Raw genomic sequence first — 21,258 nt, forward strand, 5'->3', positions numbered from 1 at the left:
CCAATATGGAATTCAACGATGTTATTAATAACAGAAAGTCAATCCGCTCGTTTGATCCTCACAAAACAGTATCAGATGAATTAATTAAAAAAATTATTACCTCAGCACAACGCACACCGTCATGGACGAATTCACAACCTTGGCGAGTTTACGTGGCAACTGGTGGAACACTTGCTAGTATCAAAGCAGATCACCTTGAACGGACGCAAAATAAGGTTAAGGGCAATTCTGATTTAGCAGTGATTCATCGTGTTGATTGGGGTCAGGCGATGGCTGAAAATAGTCGGGTGTGGAATGCTGAAATCAGTGATTATTTGGGCGAAGAAGGTTTAGCAGCATTTAGCGATTTACAAATGCATCTTTTTAACGCACCAGCCGTTATCTATTTGACGGTTGAACGCAAAGTCTCACCGTGGATGATTTATGACATGGGTGCTTTTAGCCAGTCGATTTTACTGGCGGCGGCTAATGAACAGGTAGACACAATTCCGGCTTACGAAACAGCTAAATATCCGGATGCAATTCGCAAAATTGTGGGTACTCCAGACAATGAAGTAATTATTGGCGGTATTGCGATGGGTTATCGCAGCGAAGGAAAGATTAATCAATTCCACGCTAAACGAAGCCCACTGGATCATTTCTTGACGATTAAACATTAAAAAAGGCCTCGGACAAATTAAATATTGTCCGAGGCCTTTTTTAATTGGGATTAATTAACGTGATCTGTTGAGCTGCTTGCAAAGTCTAAACCGGTTTGTTCGAGAATAATAGCCGCTGTTTCTTCGATTGAGCGGTTGGCGACATTGATGACTTGGCAACCAATTTTGTCATATAAATCTTGTGCGAAGTCTAATTCGGCTTTAATTTCATCCATATCGGAATAGGTTGTGTCGGGATTTAAGCCATAGGCAATCATCCGTTCACGACGAATATTATTCAAAACTTCGGGTGTATTCATCAAACCGATAATCTTCTTAGGATCAACATGCCATATTTCGTCTGGAATGTGCGCCTGTGGCACGATTGGCAAATTGGCAACCTTGATGTTCCGGTTTGCTAAAAACAGCGACAGTGGCGTTTTAGAGGTCCGAGAGACCCCTAATAAGACGATGTCTGCCTCTAAGAAGCCGTGGGGATCTTTACCATCATCGTACATTACAGCAAATTCCATTGCTGAAATCCGGTCAAAGTAGCGCTCGTTTAAATGATGGAGTGCGCCGGCTTCACCTGATGGGGCCAAACCTGTTTGAGCCGTAATTAATTTAGAAAGTGGGCTCATCATATCAAATGACGCAATTTTTTTAGCGTCACAATAATTTTGAGCAATTTCTGAAAGGCCTGTTGTGGCTAATGTATGCACAACAATTGTTTCTCCCGGAACAGCCTTGCTTAAAACGTCAGTTAATTTATCAACAGAATGCACAAATGGAAAACGAATAATATCGGGTTTAATGTTTGGATATTGCGCTAAGGCTGCTTGCGCAAGTTGTAAAGCGGTTTGACCAACTGAATCTGAGAGGACAAAAACCGTTAAGGGGGTAGACTGTGACATAATAAAACTCCTTTTTGCACTTTTATAGCGCTATCATATCATATTTGGGCAAAAAGCGGCGATATTTAAAAAAAGTTTTAATTAATTGCCCGTGGGTTATTGACCGTATTTTCAACATTCGCTATAATAGCAAAGAACAGTTTATGTGAAACCAATTTTTGGGCGCGCATAAACGGTTATACTTAGCACGCGAGGGGAGGGATATCATATGGGCAAGACAGTCGTTCGCAGTAACGAATCTCTAGATGATGCTCTTCGTCGCTTCAAGCGTTCCGTATCAAAAGCTGGTACAATACAAGAATATCGTAAACGTGAATTTTACGAGAAACCAAGTGTAAAACGTAAGTTGAAATCAGAAGCAGCAAGAAAACGTAAGAAATTCTAATTTCTTCATAAAGGAAATGATTGAATGAGTTTACTTGAACAATTAAGTTCTGATTTGAAAACGGCGATGAAGGCCAAGGATAAGTTGCGACTAACAGTTATTCGGAGTTTAAAGACCGCTTTAACTAACGCAAAAATTAGTGCAGGGCAAGACTTATCTTCTGACGAAGAACTAAGTGTATTATCATCACAAGTTAAGCAACGTAAGGATTCTTTAGCTGAGTTTGAAAAGGGCGATCGTGCAGATCTCGCTGAACAAACAAAAGCAGAAATTGAAATCGTACAAGCTTATTTACCAGAACAGCTGGATGAAGCCGCTGTGATTGTAATTGTTGATGAAGCAATGCAGGCAACAGGAGCGACAGGCAAGGCTGACTTTGGTAAGGTGATGCAATATGTAATGCCTAAGGTCAAAGGACGAGCTGATGGCGCAATGGTCAATCAAGTCGTTAAATCAAAATTGAGTTAATTTTTGGTAGGACTTCCCGCGGGAGGTCCTACTTTTTTTGTGGCAAAGACGGGCTTAAACAAGGAAATCAGTTAATTTTTTCCCTTTGTGATTATAAAGTCGCTATAATTGAAGAAATAGCGCGGTTGTCTGCTTTTAAAACCAGTCTTGATTGTGATAGAATGAATGTAGTTTTCATCTTGAAAGGATGAATCGTGCTATTGAAAGTTGCTTTTCACACTTTCAAGGTAGTTTGATTTTGAAATGTGTTTAGGTGAATAAGCTCATCTAAACATTCTGAGAGGGGTTTACTTTTTGGTTGAGGTAGAAGAGCGTTTATTTCAATTAGCAACGCCTAATTTGGCGGCTGCTTTAATGGGTGCACACGATCACTTTTTAAAAATCATTGAAGAAAGTCTAACCGTTGAATTGATTGCGTTTGATGATCATATTACGATTCGGGGGACTCAGCCGGGGTTAAGACAAGCAAACGCGGTTTTAGAGAGTCTAGTCGCGTTATTACAACACGGTGTGATCCTCAAGGAGACAGACGTGGTCAGTGCGACGAAAATGGCGCTCAAAGGGACGTTAAATCAATTTGAGGCCCTTTATACTGAACCACTCATCAATGACCGCAAAGGCCAACCAATTCGTGTTAAGACGTTTGGACAACGGCAATATATCGATGCAATTCGCCACAATGATGTGACGTTTGGGATTGGGCCTGCCGGAACCGGTAAAACGTTCTTAGCAGTCGTCATGGCGATTGCTACTTTGAAAAAAGGAACGGTTGAACGCATTATTCTAACGCGGCCAGCTGTTGAAGCTGGTGAAAGTCTCGGCTTTTTACCAGGTGATCTAAAAGAAAAGGTCGATCCTTATTTACGGCCCATTTACGACGCGCTTTATGCGGTGTTGGGTAAGGAACATACGGAACGACTAATGGACCGTGGGGTCATTGAAATTGCGCCACTTGCGTATATGCGGGGCCGGACGCTGGAAGAAGCTTTCGTTATTTTAGATGAGGCCCAAAATACGACACCTGCTCAGATGAAGATGTTTTTAACGCGATTAGGTTTTAATTCTAAAATGATTCTTAATGGCGATATCAGCCAAATTGATTTACCTAATAAAACCCAGAGTGGGTTAGTACAAGCGGAACAAATTTTGCGCGACATTCCTAAAATTAGCTTTGTGCAATTTAGTGCGGAAGATGTTGTTCGGCACCCAGTTGTCGCGAGAATTATTAATGCCTATGCGGCAATGGATAAGACGAGAAAGTAGGACGAATGAATGGATATTCAAATCATCGATGAAACAAAAATTGTATCAGAAGCACAAATTAAATTGGTGGAAGATGTATTAGAGTTTGCTGGTCAAAAGCTTGAATTAGCTGAAGATACAGAAATGTCAGTAACATTTGTGACCAACGAACGCATTCGCCAAATTAATCAAGAATACCGTGATACGGATCGTGCGACTGATGTTATCAGTTTTGCAATTGAAGAGGATCCTGAAGAAGAAGGCTTACCTGCCAACTTTGAAGAATTGTTTGATATTCCTAAGAATATTGGCGACCTATTTGTTTCATTAGAAAAAGCCGCTGAACAAGCAGAAACTTACGGACATTCATTTGAACGTGAATTAGGGTATACGATGGTTCATGGTTTCCTTCATTTGAATGGCTATGACCACATCCACACCAAAGATGAAGTTAAAATGATTCCTTTACAGGAGACTATCTTAGATGAATTCGGACTCAAACGCTAAAAAGACGCAGACGGATAAAAATCGTAATTTTAATCAATCGACACATCACGCTTTAGATGGGATTATCACCGCTTTTAAGGAAGAAGCTAACCTGAGACGTGATTTTGTGATTGCGATGGTCGTGCTAGTAGCCGGTTATTTTGCCCGATTACACTATCTAGATTGGCTATTTTTGATTTTAGCGATTTTTATGGTGTTGCTGGCTGAATTTTGGAATACCGTGATGGAACACTTTGTCGACTTATTGGTTGATCGGCAGTTTCATCCACTAGCGAAGAAGATTAAGGATATCAGCGCTGGTAGTGTTTTAATTGGCGCGTGTTTAGCTGTGATTATTGGTTGTGTCGTTTTTGGACACGCGGTGCTTTATTATTTTTAAAAGAGATTAATTAAGATTTAAAAAAGGGGACTATTATGTCAGATACTTATCGCTCAGGCTTTGTGGCCATTGTTGGCCGACCAAACGTTGGGAAATCAACATTTATGAATCGAATGATCGGTGAAAAAATCGCCATCATGTCATCAAAGGCACAAACAACTCGGAACAAGATTCAAGGGATTTATACAGATGACAACGCACAAATCGTGTTCGTTGATACACCTGGGATTCATAAACCACATAACGAATTAGACGAATACATGGATCAAGCAGCACTTTCAACATTTAATGAAGTCGATGCGATTTTATTCATGATTAGTGGCGTTGATAAGAAGGGCCCTGGGGATCAATACATCATGGACCAACTTAAGAATGTTAAAAAGCCTGTTTATTTGGTTGTTAACAAAATTGATGCCATTCACCCAGACGATTTATTACCAATGATCGAACAATATCGTCATGAATTAGACTTCAAGGCTGTTTATCCAATTTCAGCATTAGAAGGCAATAACGTGCCCGAAATGTTAAAAGAACTTGAATTAACATTGCCAGAAGGCCCACAATACTATCCTGAAGATCAATTAACAGATCACCCAGAATATTTCGTTGTTGGTGAATTAATCCGCGAAAAAATTCTAGAATTAACCCACGAAGAAGTCCCACATTCAGTAGCCGTTGTGGTCGAACGAATGAAAGACCGCGTCAATGGTAAACTTCAAATTGAAGCCAACATCATTGTTGAACGTGATGGTCAAAAACGGATTATTATCGGTCAAAAAGGCTCAATTATCAAAGAAATCGGGATTCGTTCACGTCGCGAAATCGAAGCTCTTTTAGGCGAAAAGGTTAACTTGAAGCTTTGGGTCAAGATTCAAAAGAACTGGCGTGATAATAACCAATATCTCCGTGAATTTGGTTACAATAAAAAGAGATTGTAGGCTTTAAAGATGGCGGAACATCGATTTGAAGACTTTAACGGTCTAGTGATGTATCGAAAGAATTATAAAGAAAAAGATATGTTGGTTAAGATTTTAACCGATCGTTTTGGTAAAAAGATGTTTTACTTGCGTGGGGCCAATAAGCCTAAATTTCGTCTAAGTGCGGCTATTTTGCCGTTTACGCAGGCCGAATATGGCGGCGATATTCGCGATGATGGCTTATCATTTTTGAATAATGTGAAGTCAGCCACGCAATTTCAAACGATCAGTCAGGATTTATTTTTAAATGCTTATGCGACTTATATCCTGAACTTAATTGATGTCGGCTTTCCGGACAGTGAACCATTAGGCATCTGGTATGATAAGGTTGAACAGGCGTTAAATCTGATTGATGAAGGTTTTGATGCGGCGATGATTACCCATATTATTGAAATTCAATTACTACAGGTGTTTGGCGTCCAACCGCAATTACAAGGATGTGCCGTTTGTGGCCGAACCGATTTAGCGTTTGATTACTCTGAGAGTTATGGGGGGCTTTTGTGCCAACGTCATTGGCATTTAGATCCCAATCGTTTCCACAGTAGTCAGCGGGCAATCTATTATCTCCGATTGTTTTCCGTGATTGATCTGTTTAAGATTCAATCGGTGAACGTGAAGGAAGCCACTCAGGTCGAACTCAAAATGATTATTGACCGACTCTATCAAGATACTGTGGGCCTGTCATTGAAGAGTAAGCAATTCATCGACAAGATGTACAGTTTCGATAGTCAATTACCACAATTAAAAAAAGTGCCGTCAGAAATTGACAGCACACCAAAAGACGACTAAAATAGTAATCAACTTAATAGACGTTGAAGAAAAGGGTCCCTTGAAACGGTCAGACAGTGATTCTAGGTGAGTGAGAACTAGAACAAGTTTTAAGTGGATTGGCATTTCGGAGTCATACCAATGAAGCAGCAGCTCGCTTTGAGCTGAAGTAGGGTGGAACCGCGAGAAATCGTCCCTATGTGACTAACTGTCGCATAGGCTTTTTTTATGCGCAAATAACGGAAAAGAGGAATTGAAATGGTTAAAAAGTTGAATGTTCAAGAAATGATTTTAACCTTACAGCGTTTTTGGTCTGAAAAAGGCTGTATGTTGATGCAATCTTATGATACAGAAAAAGGGGCCGGCACAATGAGCCCTTATACGTTCTTACGGGCGATTGGACCAGAACCTTGGAACACCGCTTACGTGGAACCTTCACGGCGTCCAGCAGATGGCCGTTATGGTGAAAACCCTAACCGTTTATTCCAACATCACCAATTCCAAGTGATTATGAAACCAGCACCTTTAAATATTCAAGAATTTTATTTGGATAGTTTACGGGCCTTAGGAATCGATCCTTTAGAACATGATATCCGTTTTGTTGAAGATAACTGGGAAAACCCATCAATGGGCTGTGCCGGTGTTGGTTGGGAAGTTTGGTTAGACGGAATGGAAGTCACACAATTCACATACTTCCAACAAGTTGGTGGTTTGCAATGTGACCCTGTCACGAGCGAAATCACATACGGTGTTGAACGTCTCGCTTCTTACATTCAAGATGTTGATAATGTTTTTGATCTTGAATGGGGTAACGGCGTTTTATATGGCGATATTTTCAAAGAACCAGAATATGAACACTCAAAATACGCCTTTGAAGATAGTAATCAAGAAATGCTTTTGAAATTCTTTGATGAATACGAAACAGAGGCCAAACGTTTAATCGATTTAGGTCTTGTTCACCCAGCTTACGATTACGTCTTGAAATGTAGCCATACCTTTAACTTATTGGATGCACACGGTGCTGTTTCCGTTACAGAACGGGCCGGCTACTTGTCACGCATTCGTCGGATGGCACATTCAATCGCGCAAGCATTCGTCGCTGAACGTGAAAAACGCGGATTCCCACTATTAAAACATGCACAAGAAGCAAAAACGGAGGTCGTAGATCATGACTAAACCATTCTTATTAGAAATTGGCTTGGAAGAAATGCCAGCCCACGTTGTGATGCCAAGTATCCAACAATTAGAAAAACGGGTGCGTGACTTCTTAGAAGAACAACATCTTGAATTTGGTCAATTAAAAACTTATGCTACACCACGGCGCCTTGCAATCTTGATTGAAGACTTAGCTGACAAACAAGCTGACATTCACGAAGAAGCAAAGGGCCCTGCTAAAAAGATTGCCCTCGATGCTGAAGGTAACTGGAGTAAAGCAGCCCAAGGTTTCGTTCGGGGTCAAGGCTTAACAACAGATGACATTACTTTTAAAGAATTAAAAGGCGTTGAATACGTCTATGTTGAAAAATCAATTATCGGCAAACCCGTTGAAGCCATTTTACCGGAGTTAAAAGCCGTCATTATGGCGATGACCTTCCCAACACGGATGCACTGGGCTGATTACGATTTCGAATATATTCGCCCAATTCACTGGATTATTGCGCTATTAGATGATGAAGTTATCGACTTTAGTATTCTAAACGTCACAACTGGCCGCACAACGCAAGGGCACCGTTTCTTAGGCCAAGAAGTGACTTTGGCTAAAGCAACTGACTATGAAGCAGCCCTTGAAGCCCAATTCGTGATTGCTGATGAAGCTAAACGCCAAAACTTAATTCAAACGCAAATTGAAAAAATGGCGCAAGAAAACGACTGGCAAGTTGATTTAGATGCTAACTTATTAGAAGAAGTGACGAACTTAGTTGAATGGCCAACCGCTTTTTACGGTCAATTTGATGCTAAATACCTTGAAATTCCAGAAGAAGTGCTCATCACTTCAATGAAGGACAACCAACGTTACTTCTATGCACGGAGCCAAGCTGGTGATTTATTACCAGTCTTTATCGGCGTTCGTAATGGGAACGACGCTTTCATGGAAAACGTGATCGCAGGGAACGAAAAAGTCCTTACAGCGCGTTTAGAAGATGCTGATTTCTTCTACCATGAAGATCAAAAAGTAACCATCGCTGAAAACGTCGCTAAGTTACAAAACGTTTCTTTCCACGATAAAATTGGGAGTCTTGCTGAAAAGATGACCCGTGTTGGTTTAATCGCTCAATTCTTAGGTCAAAAATTCGGTTTATCTGAAGCTGAATTAGTTGATTTACAACGTGCTAGCGACATCTATAAATTCGATTTAGTAACCGGCATGGTCGGCGAATTTGCTGAATTACAAGGTGTGATGGGTGAAAAATACGCGCTATTACAAGGCGAAACACCTGCTGTTGCGACTGCTGTTCGTGAACATTACATGCCAATCAGTGCAGAAGGCGCCTTACCTGCAACGAAAGTCGGTGCTGTTTTAGCAATTGCTGATAAGTTCGATAGTATGGCTGATTTCTTCGCTGTTGGGATGATTCCAAGTGGTTCAAACGATCCATACGCATTGCGTCGTCAAGCTTACGGGATTGTCCGGATCTTAGAAAACCAAGACTGGCACTTCCCAATGGCTGATTTCCAAGCGGCTATGAGCCACATTGTTAAGCAACAAGCCGATTTCGATCTAGATTGGTCAGCCAATGCAGCTGCCATCAGCGATTTCTTAACGGATCGTGTTCGTCAACGCTTTAACGGGATGCGTCCTAAGGTTCGTCGAGACATCGTCGACGCTGTCTTGAAAAACCAAGGGCAAGACCCAGTTGTGATGTTTGAAGCCGCTAAAGTGCTCTCAGCACATCAAGATGATGCTGATTTCAAGGCAACAATTGAAGCTATCACGCGTGTCTTACGTTTAGCTGAAAAAGTTGACTTTGAAACAACTGATTTAACGGTTGATCCAGCGTTATTTGAAAACGATGCTGAAAAAGCACTTTATACAGCAGTCGAAGACTTACATGGCGCAACAGCGACAAATACGTTAGCTGAAAATTATGCCGCGTTACAAACACTACGTCCATTAATTGAAGCTTACTTCGATGCCACAATGGTAATGGCTGAAGATGAAGCCGTTCGTCGTAATCGTTTGACACAACTCATGATTATCGCTCAAATCGCGCTTAGCTTAGGCGATTTAAACGAATTGATTGTTAAATAAGCAATTCAAAAGGGGATAATAAACATGTTACAAATGAAACGGGTTTATGAAGCAGCCGCCGATTCTGACGGTTATCGGATCTTGGTTGATCGAATTTGGCCACGGGGGATTTCAAAAGAACGCGCCGAAATTGAGACGTGGGCTAAAGAAATTACACCCACCACTGACTTACGGAAGTGGTTTGGTCATGAACCAGCTAAGTTTCCCGTTTTTAAAGAAAAGTATCTTGCTGAAATTGCTACCAACCCGGATTGGCCAGAATTCTGTCACTTAGTGCAGCATCAATTAGCGCTTGGTGATGTGACGCTCGTCTACGCGGCTAAAGATCCGCAATATAACCATGTTGTGATTTTAATGGCACTTTTAAAAAAAGACGCTTGACAAGTAATAAAAATGTTTGTTATATTTACTTGCAACTACACCTAAATGGTGCTATGATATATAGTGTATTTTTGTGCTGATAATCCTAAGAGTCGCATTTCATTGTGAGGTGCGGCTTTTACAGTCTTAGTACAAATTGAAGTGAATTGTGAGGTGAGACCAATGGCGGGTAAGATTCCGAACGAAGTCATCGATGAGATTCGGAGCCAGACTAATATTGTTGATGTTGTTGGTCAATACGTTCAACTCAAGAAAGCCGGCAAGAACTTATTTGGTGTTTGTCCTTTTCATGATGAGAAGACACCATCATTTTCTGTGAGTGAAGAGAAACAGATTTTCCATTGTTTTTCTTGCGGTCGCGGGGGGAACGTCTTCAAGTTCTTGATGGAATTGGAACAAATTAGTTTTCCAGAAGCACTGACGAAGGTCGCAGATTTTGCTGGAGTGACATTGGCGGATAGTTATAAGCCAACTGCTGTTCATCGCGAATCAAGCGAAGTTACGCAGTTTAAGCAACTCTATCAACAAGCCAACGAACTGTTTAAGCATATTTTAACTAGTACGGTGGCTGGGCAACCAGCGCTTGATTATTTACACGAACGACAGATGACCGATGCGTTAATTGAGACCTTTAGTATTGGTTATTTACCGGATCAATCAGATCTATTGTTGACGTTTTTCCAGAATAAGGATATTCCTTATCAGGTATTGCGCCAATCCGGATTGTTTATTGAAACACAAACGGGTAAGTTACACGATCGTTTTTCTGGGCGGGTAATGTTCCCAATTCGAAATGCTCAGGGTGAGGTCATCGCCTTTTCCGGGCGGGTCTTAACCAAACAGCCGGATCAACCAAAATATTTAAATAGTCCTGAAACTGTGATTTTTAATAAGCGGAAAGTACTGTTTAACTATGATTTGGCTAAACAAATTATTCATCAATCCAAAAAAGTTTATCTTTTTGAAGGCTTTATGGATGTGATTGCGGCCTATTCGGCGGATGTCGTCAACGGTGTCGCGTCAATGGGGACGAGTTTGACCACCGAGCAGTTGAATCTGCTAGCGCAACAAGCGCAGGAATTAGTGGTGTGTTATGATGGGGATCAACCCGGGATTGAAGCGATGAAACGGGCGATTAACCTATTGCAACAGCATACGACACTTGAATTGAGCGTCGTGGTCTTACCAGGCGGCGTCGATCCGGATGAGTACGTCCGTCAATATGGTAGTCCGCAATTTAAGGAAACCTTGCAAAATGGGACGGAAACGCCCATTGCGTTTGAACTACGTTACTTGAAACAAGGTTTAAACCTCGATAACGAGAAGGATCAGCTTGATTACGTACAACAAGCATTAGAAGTTGTGGCGCGTGTTGAGTCGCCTTTAGCAATCGAAGTTTACTTGAAACAGGTCGAAGCCGATAGCGGGATTACACTGGATACATTGAAGCGGCAGTTACAAACGGTGCGGGTTAAACATGCCACGCAAGTCCCCATCAATCAAGTGGGACAACCGGAAGCACCGCCATACTTTGATGATTTTCAGGCACCACCGCTACCACCAGAAGAAATGGCCGGGGCTTTTGGCGATCCACGGACGATTGCACCCAAGCGGCAGCCTAAACGGTTAACGCGGATTGAGCATGCTGAGCAAGAAATTTTGCACATGCTGATTCATAACGAAGATGTGCGTTTACAACTCGAAAATAATGCAGACTTTAGCTTTGTGCATACCCCATACCAACTCTTATATGAGTTATGGCGGTCCTTCATCGCAGAAGGGCAATCGGCTGATATAGCGGGTTTCACGAGTTATATTCCAGATGACTTGCAAGAACTAGTCGTTCAGATTGATCTGCTTGATTTACCTGAAGAGGCTAATCAAGAAGCGTTGAACGATTGTTTGGCGGTTATCGGGCAAAATTCGATTCAGGAACGTTTAAAAGAAGCAAAAATCGCCTTAAAAGAGGCAACTAAATTGGGCAATCATAGTGAGGAGCTACGGTTAACTAATGAAGTGATACAACTTGTTTCGCAAATGAAATGAGATATTAACTAGGAGGTTTCTGAATGGCTGACAATAAAAAAGCTGATACGAAGAAATTAGACACTGCGGTTAAGGCCTTAATTAAGGAATACAAACCCAAAAAAGAAATCACCAATGATGAATTAGTGGCAAAAATCGTTAAACCATTTGCACTTGAAGCAGATGAAATCAACGAATTAATGCAACAAGTGGAAGATCACGGGATTGGGATCGTTGATGAAGACGGGAATCCAAGTGCTGCCACATTAAAAAAAGAAAAAGTTTCTGCTAAAGAATTAAAAGATATGTCTGCACCAACTGGGATCAAAATCAATGATCCTGTTCGGATGTATCTTAAGGAAATCGGCCGTGTTTCTCTTTTAAATGCGCAACAAGAAGTTGACTTGGCCTTGAGAATCGAACAAGGTGATCAAGAAGCTAAACAACGTCTTGCCGAAGCTAACTTACGTTTGGTGGTCTCAATCGCTAAACGGTACGTCGGCCGTGGCATGCAATTCTTGGATTTAATCCAAGAAGGGAACATGGGCTTAATGAAGGCTGTTGAAAAATTTGATCATCGTAAAGGGTTCAAGTTCTCAACTTACGCCACATGGTGGATTCGTCAAGCGATTACGCGTGCGATTGCCGATCAAGCTCGGACAATTCGGATTCCAGTTCACATGGTTGAAACGATTAACAAGTTAATCCGGATTCAACGTCAATTACTCCAAGATTTAGGGCGCGAACCAACGCCTGAAGAAATTGGGGCTGAAATGGATATGAACACGGATAAAGTTCGTGAAATCTTGAAGATTGCTCAAGAACCAGTTTCCCTTGAAACCCCAATCGGTGAAGAGGACGACTCACACTTAGGCGATTTTATCGAAGATCAAGATGCAACTAGTCCTGAAGAACATGCTTCTTATGAATTGTTGAAAGAACAATTAGAAAGTGTCCTAGACACCTTAACAGATCGTGAAGAAAACGTCTTACGTTTACGTTTCGGTCTTGACGATGGTCGGACACGGACATTAGAAGAAGTGGGTAAGGTCTTCGGTGTTACGCGTGAACGGATTCGTCAAATCGAAGCCAAAGCATTGCGGAAACTACGCCACCCATCACGTTCAAAACAATTAAAAGATTTCTTAGAATAAATTCAAAAAAACGGTCATCTAAAAAGATGACCGTTTTTAATTTGGACAATACTTCAAATAATAAATCTTATGTCAACTAGATGTATCTTTCAACATTAAAGACACTGATAGAGCGTTTGCTAAAGATTGAAAATGCCCCATAACCCAAAGCCAATCATCATGAGTGCCATTAAGCCTCCTGAGTACAGGGCAATCGGCATGAAGTACGAAACGTTGCGATTGGCCTCTGTTTTTAAATACTTGAAAGTATTTAGAGTTGCGTAAACCTGATAGAGACCGAGCATTAAAAGGACAACACTTAAGAAGAGAGACATAGGACAACCTCCAAATTATTATTTAAAGCGCTTTCTTTCATTTAACTAGAGTATAGAACGGCTGGGATGATTATGCAACCTTTAACGACAATCAATATTCATAATGAGACGATTGTCTGATGCGAGCTTAGTCTGCTTTGACGCTCAAAATTTGGTATACTAACTGTAACAATCAAAGTTTCTAGAATGGAGTTTTATTTTTGTCACCAATTAATTTATCGAAACGTTTAGCTGCAGTTGCGCAGTTCGTCCCACAAGATAGCATCGTTGCTGATATCGGCTCAGATCATGCTTATTTACCAATCTGGCTCACAGAGCAAAAACGATTAAAGGGGGCCATTGCGGGTGAAGTGGTTGCTGGACCTTTTGAATCAACCCAAACACATGTGATCCAATGGCACTTAGAGGACCAAATTCAAGTCCGGTTAGGTGATGGTGTCGAAGTGCTTAACCCCGAAGAAGACCAAGTCACCTGTATTGTGATTGCGGGGATGGGTGGTCTATTGATTACTGAAATATTGGAACGTGGCTTAGCGCATCTAAACGGGCACGAACGGTTAGTCCTACAACCTAATATTATGGAACCCACCGTCCGGGAATGGTTAATGAAGCACCACTACGCCATTGTAGAAGAAGCAATCGTTGCTGAAGACGGTCATATTTACGAAGTCATCGTTGGTGAACCAAGAACTGAGGCTGTTGAACTCGACGAAGCTGACTTAGTATTCGGCCCAGTTTTACGACGCCGTCAACCGGCAGATTTCCAATTGAAATGGTCAACTTTATTAAATAAGAAACGCCATTTATTGGTGCAACTTCAAGGTGCTCAGGTCACGCCAACTGAAAAAATTGCTACAGTGCAACATGAAATTCAATTAATTGAGGAGGTTCAAACATGGGACAATTAATCGCGAGTGACTTGATTGCGGCGATTGAAGAGTATGCGCCATTAGTGCTTAAAGAGGGTAATGATCCAACTGGTTTTCAAATTGGTCGCCGTGATAAGGTGGTTAAGAAGGTACTCGTCACATTAGATGTTCGGCCGGAAGTGGTCCAAGAAGCGATTGATAACGAGATTGATTTTATTTTTGCCCACCACCCAGTGATGTTCCGACCTGCACGCAATCTTGATCTAAGTGATCCGCAAAATAAGATGTACGCTGATATACTGACGCATGATATGACGGTCTATGCAGCCCATACCAACCTTGATAAAGCGCAAGGTGGGATGAATGATTGGTTGGCAGCAGCGTTAGCACTTAAAAATGTGCAACCGTTCAACGTGACTGATTATGAAGCGCTAATGAAATTGGCCGTTTTCGTACCTGAAACACATGCGGATGTGGTACGCCAAGCGTTAGGGCAAGCTGGTGCCGGTGAATTAGGAAACTATCAAAACTGCAGCTTTAGCGCTGAAGGCACCGGTCGTTTTGAACCGCAATCTGCAGCTGATCCGTTTATTGGCCAAGCTGGTCAGGCAGAAGTGGTTGCTGAAGTTAAGATCGAGGTTATTTTACCAGCAGCTAAAAAGAACCGCGTGTTAAAAGCGATGCTTGCGGTGCATCCTTACGAAGAACCAGCGTATGATTTAATCCCATTGGCTAATCAACAACAACCTATCGGAATCGGGCGTATTGGTCAAGTTGACCAACCAATGACAGTCCGAGACTACGCCCAATTTGTTTGCGAAACGTTTGATTTAACCGGTCTCCGCTTGATTTCAAATGAACCTGATAAATTAGTTGAAACAGTTGCAGTAGTTGGCGGTGATGGTGGTAAGTTCTTCCCCGCTGCTCTGCAAGCTAAGGCTGATTTGTATATTACTGGTGACGTTTATTATCATACGGGCCATGACATGTTAGCAGCCGGATTATCCGTTATCGATCCTGGTCATCATATTGAAAGCATTGTAAAGACTAAGATGACTGCGTTATTTGAAGAATGGCGTCAAATAAACGATTGGGAAGTTACTTTTATTAAATCTCAGCAAAAAACTGATCCGTTTACATTTATTTTTAATGCGAAGTAGGTTAGAATAGAATTAGTATTAAATAATATCTAGGAGGCTTCACCATGGCTAAATATGAAAAATTAATTCCGCGTTTTCTAGAATATATCACAACAGAAACTCGTTCAGACGAAAATGCGACGACGATTCCATCAACACAAACACAAGTGGTTTTCTTACACAAATTGATGGATGACTTGAAAGAAATCGGCTTAAGCGACGTTAAGTATAACGAAAAAAACGGCTATGTTACAGCGTTATTACCAAGTAATATCGATAAAAAAGTGCCAACAATGGGCTTTTTATCTCACGTTGATACAGCAGATTTCAATGCCAAGGGTGTTAATCCCCAAACAATTGAAAATTATGATGGTGAATCAATTATCAAATTAGACGAAGCTGGTCAATTTGTTTTAGATCCTAAAGAATTCCCTAACATGAAAAACTACAAGGGCCAAACATTAATTACAACAGACGGCTCAACATTATTAGGTTCAGATGATAAATCTGGGGTTGCTGAAATTATCACAGCGATGGATTACTTCATCCAACATCCTGAAATCAAACATGGCGACATCAAGATTGGTTTAGGACCAGATGAAGAAATCGGTACAGGTGCTGATCACTTCGATGCTGAAGATTTTGCAACAGACTTCGCTTATACAATGGATGGCGGCCCAATTGGTCAACTTGAATATGAAACATTTAATGCAGCTGCAATGAAAGTTGATATTCAAGGTAAAAACGTGCATCCTAGTGAAGCTAAAGACATCATGATCAACGCTTTACAAGTTGCTGTTGATTTCCAAGATGCTTTCCCACGCGATGAAGTGCCTGAAAAAACAGATGGCCGTCAAGGTTTCTATCACTTATTGAGCTTAGACGGTACTGTTGATGAAGCACACATGGCATATATCATCCGTGATTTTGATCGCGATGGTTTAGAAACACGTAAGGCATTTGCTGCTAAAGTGGCTGAAGACATGAATGCTAAATACGGTGAAGGTCGCGTTAAAGCAACCATTAAAGATCAATATTACAACATGGCAGAAGTCTTAAAAGATCATATGGATGTTGTTGATTTGGCTAAGGACGCTATGGAAGCAATCGATATCAAACCATTAATCGAACCCGTTCGTGGTGGGACAGATGGTTCTAAGATTTCATTCATGGGAATTCCAACACCAAATATCTTTGCCGGTGCTGAAAATATGCATGGTCGCTACGAATTCGTTTCAGTTCAAACGATGGAAAAAGCGGTTGATACAATGATTAAGATGAACGAATTAAACGTTGAAAGAAACTAAAGATATAAAAAAGAGTCCAACAATTCAATTTGTTGGGCTCTTTTTATGCTTAATTTAAGCTTGATTAGTTGTCAGTAAACCTTTTAGTTGCTCAATTGGTAGTTGGCCGGGCGCGCTAGGTGTTTCGAGATAGCCAAAACTGATAGCTGAGCCAAATTGACCGCCAAAGATTCGCGAGGCGACACCAAATTCAGACATTGCCATTGTCGTTAACGGTTTATCGGATTGATGCGTAAAACTTTGAGTGGCTGCTAACAAGCGGGTTGTATCTGCTGGTGATTGGGCCGTCGTCGCTAATTTCAAGAGGTCCGCATCAGGATCGGCTTGCATGGCTAATAATTGCGTGCGCAAGGTATCATTATCCGGTGTTTGAACGGTATCATGATGACTCAAAAGCACTTGGTAATGCTGTTGATGGGCTAATTCAGCCAATTGATGACGTTGCTCGGCTGCTAATGACCACTCTAAATCGATTGCTTGACCAATATGGGCTTTGATCAAGGGAGCGTAGTAGGTGAGGTAGTCTTGAGCTGATGCTAAGCCACCATCGTTAGTGGTTCTAACCGTTAAAATTAAGGGCAAATCAAGCGCGGCTATTTTTTCAGCAGCGGTCAATAGTTGTGCAGAAGCTTGCCAATAATCAAGGCGCCATTCGAGAATATCGATGGCGTCTTTTTTTTGATTGATGAGGATTAGTTCGCGCAGACAGTCGTCCAAATGGCGTGGCATTAGGGAAACGGCCGTTTGGGTTTGACCGGTAGTAAACTCGAGGTGCATTTCAAAAACTCACTTTCTTAAAGAGATTGATCGATATGGTTGACGAGATATTGTCCGTCAACCTGTTTGAATTCCCAGATTTCGCTGAAACGTTCGATATAAGTTGCTTCACGGCGTTTTTCATTATCTTCATCTGATAAGCGATCATTAGTGAAATAATCGCGCATTTGGGCCGTTACAAGGACTTTACGGACGTTTGGATTGTCCGATAGGATCAGTTCCTCTGAGATGATGGTGAGACTTTCCAGCTGATTGTGTTTATGTTGGCGTTGATAACGATTTAAAATACGTTGTTGTTGCCGTTGGAAATGAGGGGTTATGAGCGGTGCGACCAAACTAAGATCATTGGTGGTCCAAGCGGCTTCAATTTGGTAAAAGCATTCTTCAAAACGTTCGCGGGTTGCATCGTCAATCGTGACGGTTCGTGATAGTGCCCGTTCGTGACGCCGCGCCAGCCAGTCGCGTTTCTTGCGGATGATCATTAGGAAGGCTGATATGATAAAAAAGATTGCAAAAACGAGGTTGTTGAGAAAACTACGGGGCCCGTAGTAACCCCGGCGACCGTAATAATTGTTCGTTGTTCTGTCGGTGGTCGTACTTGTGCTGCCACCAAACGAACCACTAGAGGTTGAACCACCGCCACCACCTGAAGCTCCACCGGCTCTTGCATAGGTAGCAGTTGGCGCTAGACAGATGAGACTTAATAATAAAATGAAACTGATGATTAATTTTTTCATATTCGACCTCGCTATTAAATAACATTAGTCACTATTTTAGAGGAATTAATGGGCTTAGGCAATTTAAAGATTAGTAAAGTTTAATCTTAACATTAAAAAAAGAGCCGGGATTTTATCCCAACTCCTTTTTGTGATTGTTTAAACTTTTAACGATGAGCAATATCGATTTCTGCGAGCCAAGTTAGCGCAAGCGGGAGCCACTGGGCAACCGGTTCATTAACGTCTTGTGGTTTACCGGGACGCTGGGTTACTTTATTGGCCAATGCCAAACCGTGAACACCATCGCTGAATAAGTGATACTCAGTTGTGATGTTTAGCCGATTTAATTCAGTGACGTACAGTAATGAATTGATGGCTGGTACGAGTTCATCAGTTGCCGTTTGCCATACGAAACACGGTTTGGCCCATTTTGTTAATGTGTCCTGTGCGTGCCAGAGACGTTGATCGGTTGTAATCCGCTCTTTTTCACTTTCTTCTTTAGGAAAACCAGCGTCTAAATCAATGACAGGATAGCTTAAAATAACTGCGGCATGGTGGCCACGATAACTGTCGAGTTGATATTGTGTGTTCAGTTCAGGGTTAGTAGCGATACCGTTAAAAGTAGCCACTAGATGCCCACCAGCTGAGAAACCAACGAGTACGATTCGTTCGGAATCAACTTTTTGAGTATCTGATTGATCTGTAATCCACTCGATCGTTTTAGCGAGCTGTTGGAGCGCTGTAGGATAAACCATTTGGTCTGGTTCGATGAGTTGATAAGGTAAGACAACTGCGTGACAGCCTTCAGCTAATGCCTTTAAGGCAATTGGTTCTGTTTCACGCTGTGAATGGTAGCGGAAACCACCTCCTGGGCAGATAATCACGACCGGTTGATGGCGAGTGTTGTTAAAATCTTGATTGGAATCTAGCCAGTAGGCTGTAACTTGAAAGTCCTGGTGATTCGTTGTGAGCGTTTGATTCATAATTTGCATAGATAGACAGCCTTTCCGTCTGAATAAGCGAAGCGCTTTCAGTTGATGCTTTTATTTTACTTTAAATAAATAACACCTGTCAATACAATCGGGGAAATATATTTCAGGCTATGAACAATACGAGTGCTTTTAAAAACGACTTTAAAAAGCCGATTATTTAAAGTATGATAGTTGCTAGAGGAAAAATGCAATGATATCAGGTTATACAGCACTTTATGGCTTGATTGCGCATCCAGCGCAACATAGCTTATCACCCTTTATTCACAATACTGGTTTTCACCAAATTCAAATGGATGCGCGCTATGCCGTCTTCGATAGTCAGGCAACACCGGCAGCAATCGCCAGCGCAATTAAGACGCTAGGTATTCGGGGCGTTAATCTATCGATGCCTTATAAGCAATCGCTGGTTCCGCTAGTAGATAACTTAACGTCAACGGCTAAATTAGTGGGGGCCATCAATACTATTAAAAACGAAGCTGGTCGTTTAACAGCAACCAATACGGATGGTGATGGTTTTTGGTGTGCCTTGCAAAAGGCACATCCCCAGCGCCGATATCGTTCTGTCACGATTCTAGGGGCTGGTGGGGCGGCACTAGCGGTAATTGAGGCAGCCGTGCGGTATGGTGTACAGCAGGTGACCGTTTTTAAACGTGCTAATGCGACTTATGATTCAGTCATTCAACGATTGGCTCAAATTAGCCTAGCCAGTGGCCTACAGATCATCGTTGAACCGTACGATGACCAGTTAGCATTGGCAACTGCCTTGCAAAATGCTGATTGTTTAATTAATGCAACTAATATTGGCATGACCGCAACACCGGGTAATCCCTTACCAATTAACTTACTGCAATATTTGCCCGAAGATAGCCTCGTCGCAGATCTAATTTACGCACCGCGAGAGACAGCTTTTTTAAAAACGGCCCAAAAAGCGCATTACCAAATACAAAATGGCCTGGGCATGCTGATTGAACAAGCGGCCTTGAGTTTTGAATTCTGGACCAACGAATCAATGGCGACAATGCCAATTTACCAACATCTAACTGGAGGCAACGATGCATCATGATTATTCAATTTAAAGCAGCAACGAGCAAATCACTCATCCAAGATTTTTGTGAACGACAACGCCAAGCTGGTGTCGTGGTTTACCAATCAGCACAACACGTCGCATTAATTGGACTTAAGGAAGTGACATTAACTGCTGCAGAACAAACAGGCGTCGATTCAATGACAACTGATGAACCAAGTTATGTTTTAAGTAGTCGATTATTCCAACCTGAAAATACAATCATTCAATTACCACACAGTACAATTGGTGGCGAGCAGTTTACGATGATGGCCGGGCCATGTTCGGTAGAATCAGCTGAGCATATTTTAGCGATGGCTAAAGTGGCCAAGGAAGGTGGCGCAACTTTACTGCGGGGTGGCGCCTATAAGCCACGGACTTCACCTTACTCATTCCAAGGAATGGGTGAAGCAGGGCTCAAAGCACTCCGCCAAGCAGCCGATGCAACGGGCATGGATGTCATTACGGAAGTCATGGATGAAACGCATGTGGCCCTAATTGCACAATACACAGATGTCTTTCAAATTGGGGCTCGGAATATGCAAAACTTTTCATTGTTAAAGGCCGTTGGGCAGACGAACATTCCAGTTGCTTTAAAACGCGGTCTAGCCGCTACAGTTGATGATCTATTAAACGCTGCTGAATATATCGCAGCCAATGGTAATCACCAAATCATGCTCTTAGAACGCGGAATTCGGACTTTTGATAATCAATATACCCGCAATACGTTTGATTTAAACGCGGTTCCTGTCCTTCAAAAATTATCACACTACCCAGTGGTCGTTGATCCAAGTCATGCGACGGGGGAATGGGACTTGGTGACACCGATGGCTAGAGCCGGCGTAGCAACTGGTGCCAGCGGGATGATGGTGGAGATTCATGACCATCCTGAAGCCGCCTTTTCCGATGGGCCACAAGCGTTGAAACCCGCGACTTATTTAGAAATGTGTCGTCAGATCTGGGCGATTGATCAATTGATGCGGTCGTGGTAAA

The 21,258-nt window shown here is 41.9% G+C and carries 23 protein-coding genes; 18 read left to right on the forward strand and 5 right to left on the reverse strand.

Annotated elements, in window-relative coordinates:
• The first annotated feature begins 5 nt into the window (after positions 1–5).
• Entirely contained in the window at positions 6–659 is a 654-nt protein-coding gene (locus tag NDN60_RS05485; RefSeq protein ID WP_056948517.1) for a nitroreductase, read from the forward strand.
• 50 nt (positions 660–709) lie between these two features.
• Here NDN60_RS05485 and NDN60_RS05490 read toward each other — a convergent pair whose 3' ends face one another.
• Positions 710–1,552: a pyruvate, water dikinase regulatory protein gene (locus NDN60_RS05490; RefSeq protein ID WP_016265042.1), complete on the reverse strand. Its 843-nt coding sequence runs from the start codon at positions 1,550–1,552 to the stop codon at positions 710–712.
• Positions 1,553–1,760: 208 nt separating this feature from the next.
• Between NDN60_RS05490 and rpsU the strand changes: the two genes are divergently transcribed.
• The 12 genes from rpsU (at position 1,761) to rpoD (ending at position 13,088) form a co-directional block, all read left to right on the forward strand.
• Complete coding sequence (rpsU, locus tag NDN60_RS05495) at positions 1,761–1,937, forward strand: 30S ribosomal protein S21 (RefSeq protein WP_004270806.1); 177 nt, start codon at positions 1,761–1,763, stop codon at positions 1,935–1,937.
• Between the two features lie 24 nt (positions 1,938–1,961).
• A complete protein-coding gene (locus NDN60_RS05500) occupies positions 1,962–2,405 on the forward strand; it encodes a GatB/YqeY domain-containing protein (RefSeq protein ID WP_016265043.1) in 444 nt (147 codons plus the stop codon).
• Between the two features lie 354 nt (positions 2,406–2,759).
• Positions 2,760–3,668 carry a PhoH family protein gene (locus NDN60_RS05505; protein ID WP_231953193.1) on the forward strand — a complete coding sequence of 303 codons (909 nt, stop codon included), beginning with the start codon at positions 2,760–2,762 and terminating at the stop codon, positions 3,666–3,668.
• A 9-nt stretch (positions 3,669–3,677) separates the two neighbouring features.
• Entirely contained in the window at positions 3,678–4,154 is a 477-nt protein-coding gene (gene ybeY, locus NDN60_RS05510) for an rRNA maturation RNase YbeY (RefSeq protein WP_056948521.1), read from the forward strand.
• Complete coding sequence (locus tag NDN60_RS05515; protein ID WP_011374579.1) at positions 4,132–4,533, forward strand: diacylglycerol kinase family protein; 402 nt, start codon at positions 4,132–4,134, stop codon at positions 4,531–4,533. Before ybeY ends, NDN60_RS05515 begins: the two co-directional genes overlap by 23 nt.
• Before the next feature lie 35 nt (positions 4,534–4,568).
• A complete protein-coding gene (era, locus tag NDN60_RS05520) occupies positions 4,569–5,471 on the forward strand; it encodes a GTPase Era (protein ID WP_011374580.1) in 903 nt (300 codons plus the stop codon).
• A gap of 9 nt (positions 5,472–5,480) precedes the next feature.
• The gene (gene recO / locus NDN60_RS05525) at positions 5,481–6,299 is read left to right on the forward strand and encodes a DNA repair protein RecO (RefSeq protein ID WP_011374581.1); all 819 of its coding nucleotides are present in this window, start codon (positions 5,481–5,483) and stop codon (positions 6,297–6,299) included.
• A gap of 237 nt (positions 6,300–6,536) precedes the next feature.
• Positions 6,537–7,454 (forward strand): glycine--tRNA ligase subunit alpha, encoded by a 918-nt coding sequence (gene glyQ, locus NDN60_RS05530; RefSeq protein ID WP_011374582.1) that lies wholly within the window; start codon positions 6,537–6,539, stop codon positions 7,452–7,454.
• Complete coding sequence (glyS, locus tag NDN60_RS05535) at positions 7,447–9,528, forward strand: glycine--tRNA ligase subunit beta (protein WP_056948523.1); 2,082 nt, start codon at positions 7,447–7,449, stop codon at positions 9,526–9,528. The genes glyQ and glyS overlap by 8 nt, the downstream gene beginning before the upstream one ends.
• Positions 9,529–9,552: 24 nt before the next feature.
• Entirely contained in the window at positions 9,553–9,909 is a 357-nt protein-coding gene (locus NDN60_RS05540) for a DUF488 domain-containing protein (protein ID WP_099947326.1), read from the forward strand.
• A gap of 162 nt (positions 9,910–10,071) precedes the next feature.
• Entirely contained in the window at positions 10,072–11,955 is a 1,884-nt protein-coding gene (gene dnaG, locus NDN60_RS05545; RefSeq protein WP_099947327.1) for a DNA primase, read from the forward strand.
• Positions 11,956–11,978: 23 nt separating this feature from the next.
• Positions 11,979–13,088, forward strand: coding sequence for an RNA polymerase sigma factor RpoD (rpoD, locus tag NDN60_RS05550; RefSeq protein WP_011374586.1), 1,110 nt, complete (start codon positions 11,979–11,981; stop codon positions 13,086–13,088).
• Between the two features lie 119 nt (positions 13,089–13,207).
• Here the strand turns inward: rpoD and NDN60_RS05555 are convergent, their stop codons facing one another.
• Positions 13,208–13,402, reverse strand: a complete 195-nt coding sequence (locus NDN60_RS05555) for a hypothetical protein (protein ID WP_011374587.1) — start codon at positions 13,400–13,402, stop codon at positions 13,208–13,210.
• Positions 13,403–13,602: 200 nt separating this feature from the next.
• On the opposite strand from NDN60_RS05555, the gene NDN60_RS05560 reads away from it, so the two are divergent.
• The 3 genes from NDN60_RS05560 to pepT are packed head-to-tail and all read left to right on the forward strand — an operon-like array spanning position 13,603 to position 16,717.
• Complete coding sequence (locus NDN60_RS05560; protein ID WP_099947328.1) at positions 13,603–14,310, forward strand: tRNA (adenine(22)-N(1))-methyltransferase; 708 nt, start codon at positions 13,603–13,605, stop codon at positions 14,308–14,310.
• Positions 14,298–15,431: a Nif3-like dinuclear metal center hexameric protein gene (locus NDN60_RS05565; protein WP_056948530.1), complete on the forward strand. Its 1,134-nt coding sequence runs from the start codon at positions 14,298–14,300 to the stop codon at positions 15,429–15,431. The genes NDN60_RS05560 and NDN60_RS05565 overlap by 13 nt, the downstream gene beginning before the upstream one ends.
• 44 nt (positions 15,432–15,475) lie before the next feature.
• Positions 15,476–16,717 (forward strand): peptidase T, encoded by a 1,242-nt coding sequence (gene pepT / locus NDN60_RS05570; RefSeq protein ID WP_011374590.1) that lies wholly within the window; start codon positions 15,476–15,478, stop codon positions 16,715–16,717.
• A 54-nt stretch (positions 16,718–16,771) separates the two neighbouring features.
• On the opposite strand, the gene aroD is transcribed toward pepT, so the two are convergent.
• The 3 genes from aroD to NDN60_RS05585 all read right to left on the reverse strand — a co-directional run bounded on the left by aroD (position 16,772) and on the right by NDN60_RS05585 (position 19,202).
• Entirely contained in the window at positions 16,772–17,494 is a 723-nt protein-coding gene (gene aroD, locus NDN60_RS05575) for a type I 3-dehydroquinate dehydratase (protein ID WP_056948532.1), read from the reverse strand.
• A gap of 17 nt (positions 17,495–17,511) precedes the next feature.
• Positions 17,512–18,231 (reverse strand): hypothetical protein, encoded by a 720-nt coding sequence (locus NDN60_RS05580; RefSeq protein WP_056948534.1) that lies wholly within the window; start codon positions 18,229–18,231, stop codon positions 17,512–17,514.
• 146 nt (positions 18,232–18,377) lie between these two features.
• Positions 18,378–19,202 (reverse strand): alpha/beta hydrolase, encoded by an 825-nt coding sequence (locus tag NDN60_RS05585; RefSeq protein WP_099947329.1) that lies wholly within the window; start codon positions 19,200–19,202, stop codon positions 18,378–18,380.
• Between the two features lie 190 nt (positions 19,203–19,392).
• Between NDN60_RS05585 and aroE the strand changes: the two genes are divergently transcribed.
• Entirely contained in the window at positions 19,393–20,265 is an 873-nt protein-coding gene (aroE, locus tag NDN60_RS05590; RefSeq protein WP_056948538.1) for a shikimate dehydrogenase, read from the forward strand.
• The gene (aroF, locus tag NDN60_RS05595) at positions 20,262–21,257 is read left to right on the forward strand and encodes a 3-deoxy-7-phosphoheptulonate synthase (protein WP_011374595.1); all 996 of its coding nucleotides are present in this window, start codon (positions 20,262–20,264) and stop codon (positions 21,255–21,257) included. The genes aroE and aroF overlap by 4 nt, the downstream gene beginning before the upstream one ends.
• Position 21,258: the final 1 nt, after the last annotated feature.

Origin of the sequence: Latilactobacillus sp. (assembly GCF_033176295.1) — a bacterium.
Classification (GTDB): domain Bacteria; phylum Bacillota; class Bacilli; order Lactobacillales; family Lactobacillaceae; genus Latilactobacillus; species Latilactobacillus sakei.

Excerpts from the sequence above, each read along its gene's own strand:
- NDN60_RS05485 (WP_056948517.1), top strand. The coding sequence starts at position 6 with ATGGAATTCAACGATGTTATTAATAACAGAAAGTCAATCCGCTCGTTT.
- NDN60_RS05490 (WP_016265042.1), bottom strand. The coding sequence starts at position 1,552 with ATGTCACAGTCTACCCCCTTAACGGTTTTTGTCCTCTCAGATTCAGTT.
- rpsU (WP_004270806.1), top strand. The coding sequence starts at position 1,761 with ATGGGCAAGACAGTCGTTCGCAGTAACGAATCTCTAGATGATGCTCTT.
- NDN60_RS05500 (WP_016265043.1), top strand. The coding sequence starts at position 1,962 with ATGAGTTTACTTGAACAATTAAGTTCTGATTTGAAAACGGCGATGAAG.
- NDN60_RS05505 (WP_231953193.1), top strand. The coding sequence starts at position 2,760 with ATGGGTGCACACGATCACTTTTTAAAAATCATTGAAGAAAGTCTAACC.
- ybeY (WP_056948521.1), top strand. The coding sequence starts at position 3,678 with ATGGATATTCAAATCATCGATGAAACAAAAATTGTATCAGAAGCACAA.
- NDN60_RS05515 (WP_011374579.1), top strand. The coding sequence starts at position 4,132 with ATGAATTCGGACTCAAACGCTAAAAAGACGCAGACGGATAAAAATCGT.
- era (WP_011374580.1), top strand. The coding sequence starts at position 4,569 with ATGTCAGATACTTATCGCTCAGGCTTTGTGGCCATTGTTGGCCGACCA.
- recO (WP_011374581.1), top strand. The coding sequence starts at position 5,481 with ATGGCGGAACATCGATTTGAAGACTTTAACGGTCTAGTGATGTATCGA.
- glyQ (WP_011374582.1), top strand. The coding sequence starts at position 6,537 with ATGGTTAAAAAGTTGAATGTTCAAGAAATGATTTTAACCTTACAGCGT.
- glyS (WP_056948523.1), top strand. The coding sequence starts at position 7,447 with ATGACTAAACCATTCTTATTAGAAATTGGCTTGGAAGAAATGCCAGCC.
- NDN60_RS05540 (WP_099947326.1), top strand. The coding sequence starts at position 9,553 with ATGTTACAAATGAAACGGGTTTATGAAGCAGCCGCCGATTCTGACGGT.
- dnaG (WP_099947327.1), top strand. The coding sequence starts at position 10,072 with ATGGCGGGTAAGATTCCGAACGAAGTCATCGATGAGATTCGGAGCCAG.
- rpoD (WP_011374586.1), top strand. The coding sequence starts at position 11,979 with ATGGCTGACAATAAAAAAGCTGATACGAAGAAATTAGACACTGCGGTT.
- NDN60_RS05555 (WP_011374587.1), bottom strand. The coding sequence starts at position 13,402 with ATGTCTCTCTTCTTAAGTGTTGTCCTTTTAATGCTCGGTCTCTATCAG.
- NDN60_RS05565 (WP_056948530.1), top strand. The coding sequence starts at position 14,298 with ATGGGACAATTAATCGCGAGTGACTTGATTGCGGCGATTGAAGAGTAT.
- pepT (WP_011374590.1), top strand. The coding sequence starts at position 15,476 with ATGGCTAAATATGAAAAATTAATTCCGCGTTTTCTAGAATATATCACA.
- aroD (WP_056948532.1), bottom strand. The coding sequence starts at position 17,494 with ATGCACCTCGAGTTTACTACCGGTCAAACCCAAACGGCCGTTTCCCTA.
- NDN60_RS05580 (WP_056948534.1), bottom strand. The coding sequence starts at position 18,231 with ATGAAAAAATTAATCATCAGTTTCATTTTATTATTAAGTCTCATCTGT.
- NDN60_RS05585 (WP_099947329.1), bottom strand. The coding sequence starts at position 19,202 with ATGCAAATTATGAATCAAACGCTCACAACGAATCACCAGGACTTTCAA.
- aroE (WP_056948538.1), top strand. The coding sequence starts at position 19,393 with ATGATATCAGGTTATACAGCACTTTATGGCTTGATTGCGCATCCAGCG.
- aroF (WP_011374595.1), top strand. The coding sequence starts at position 20,262 with ATGATTATTCAATTTAAAGCAGCAACGAGCAAATCACTCATCCAAGAT.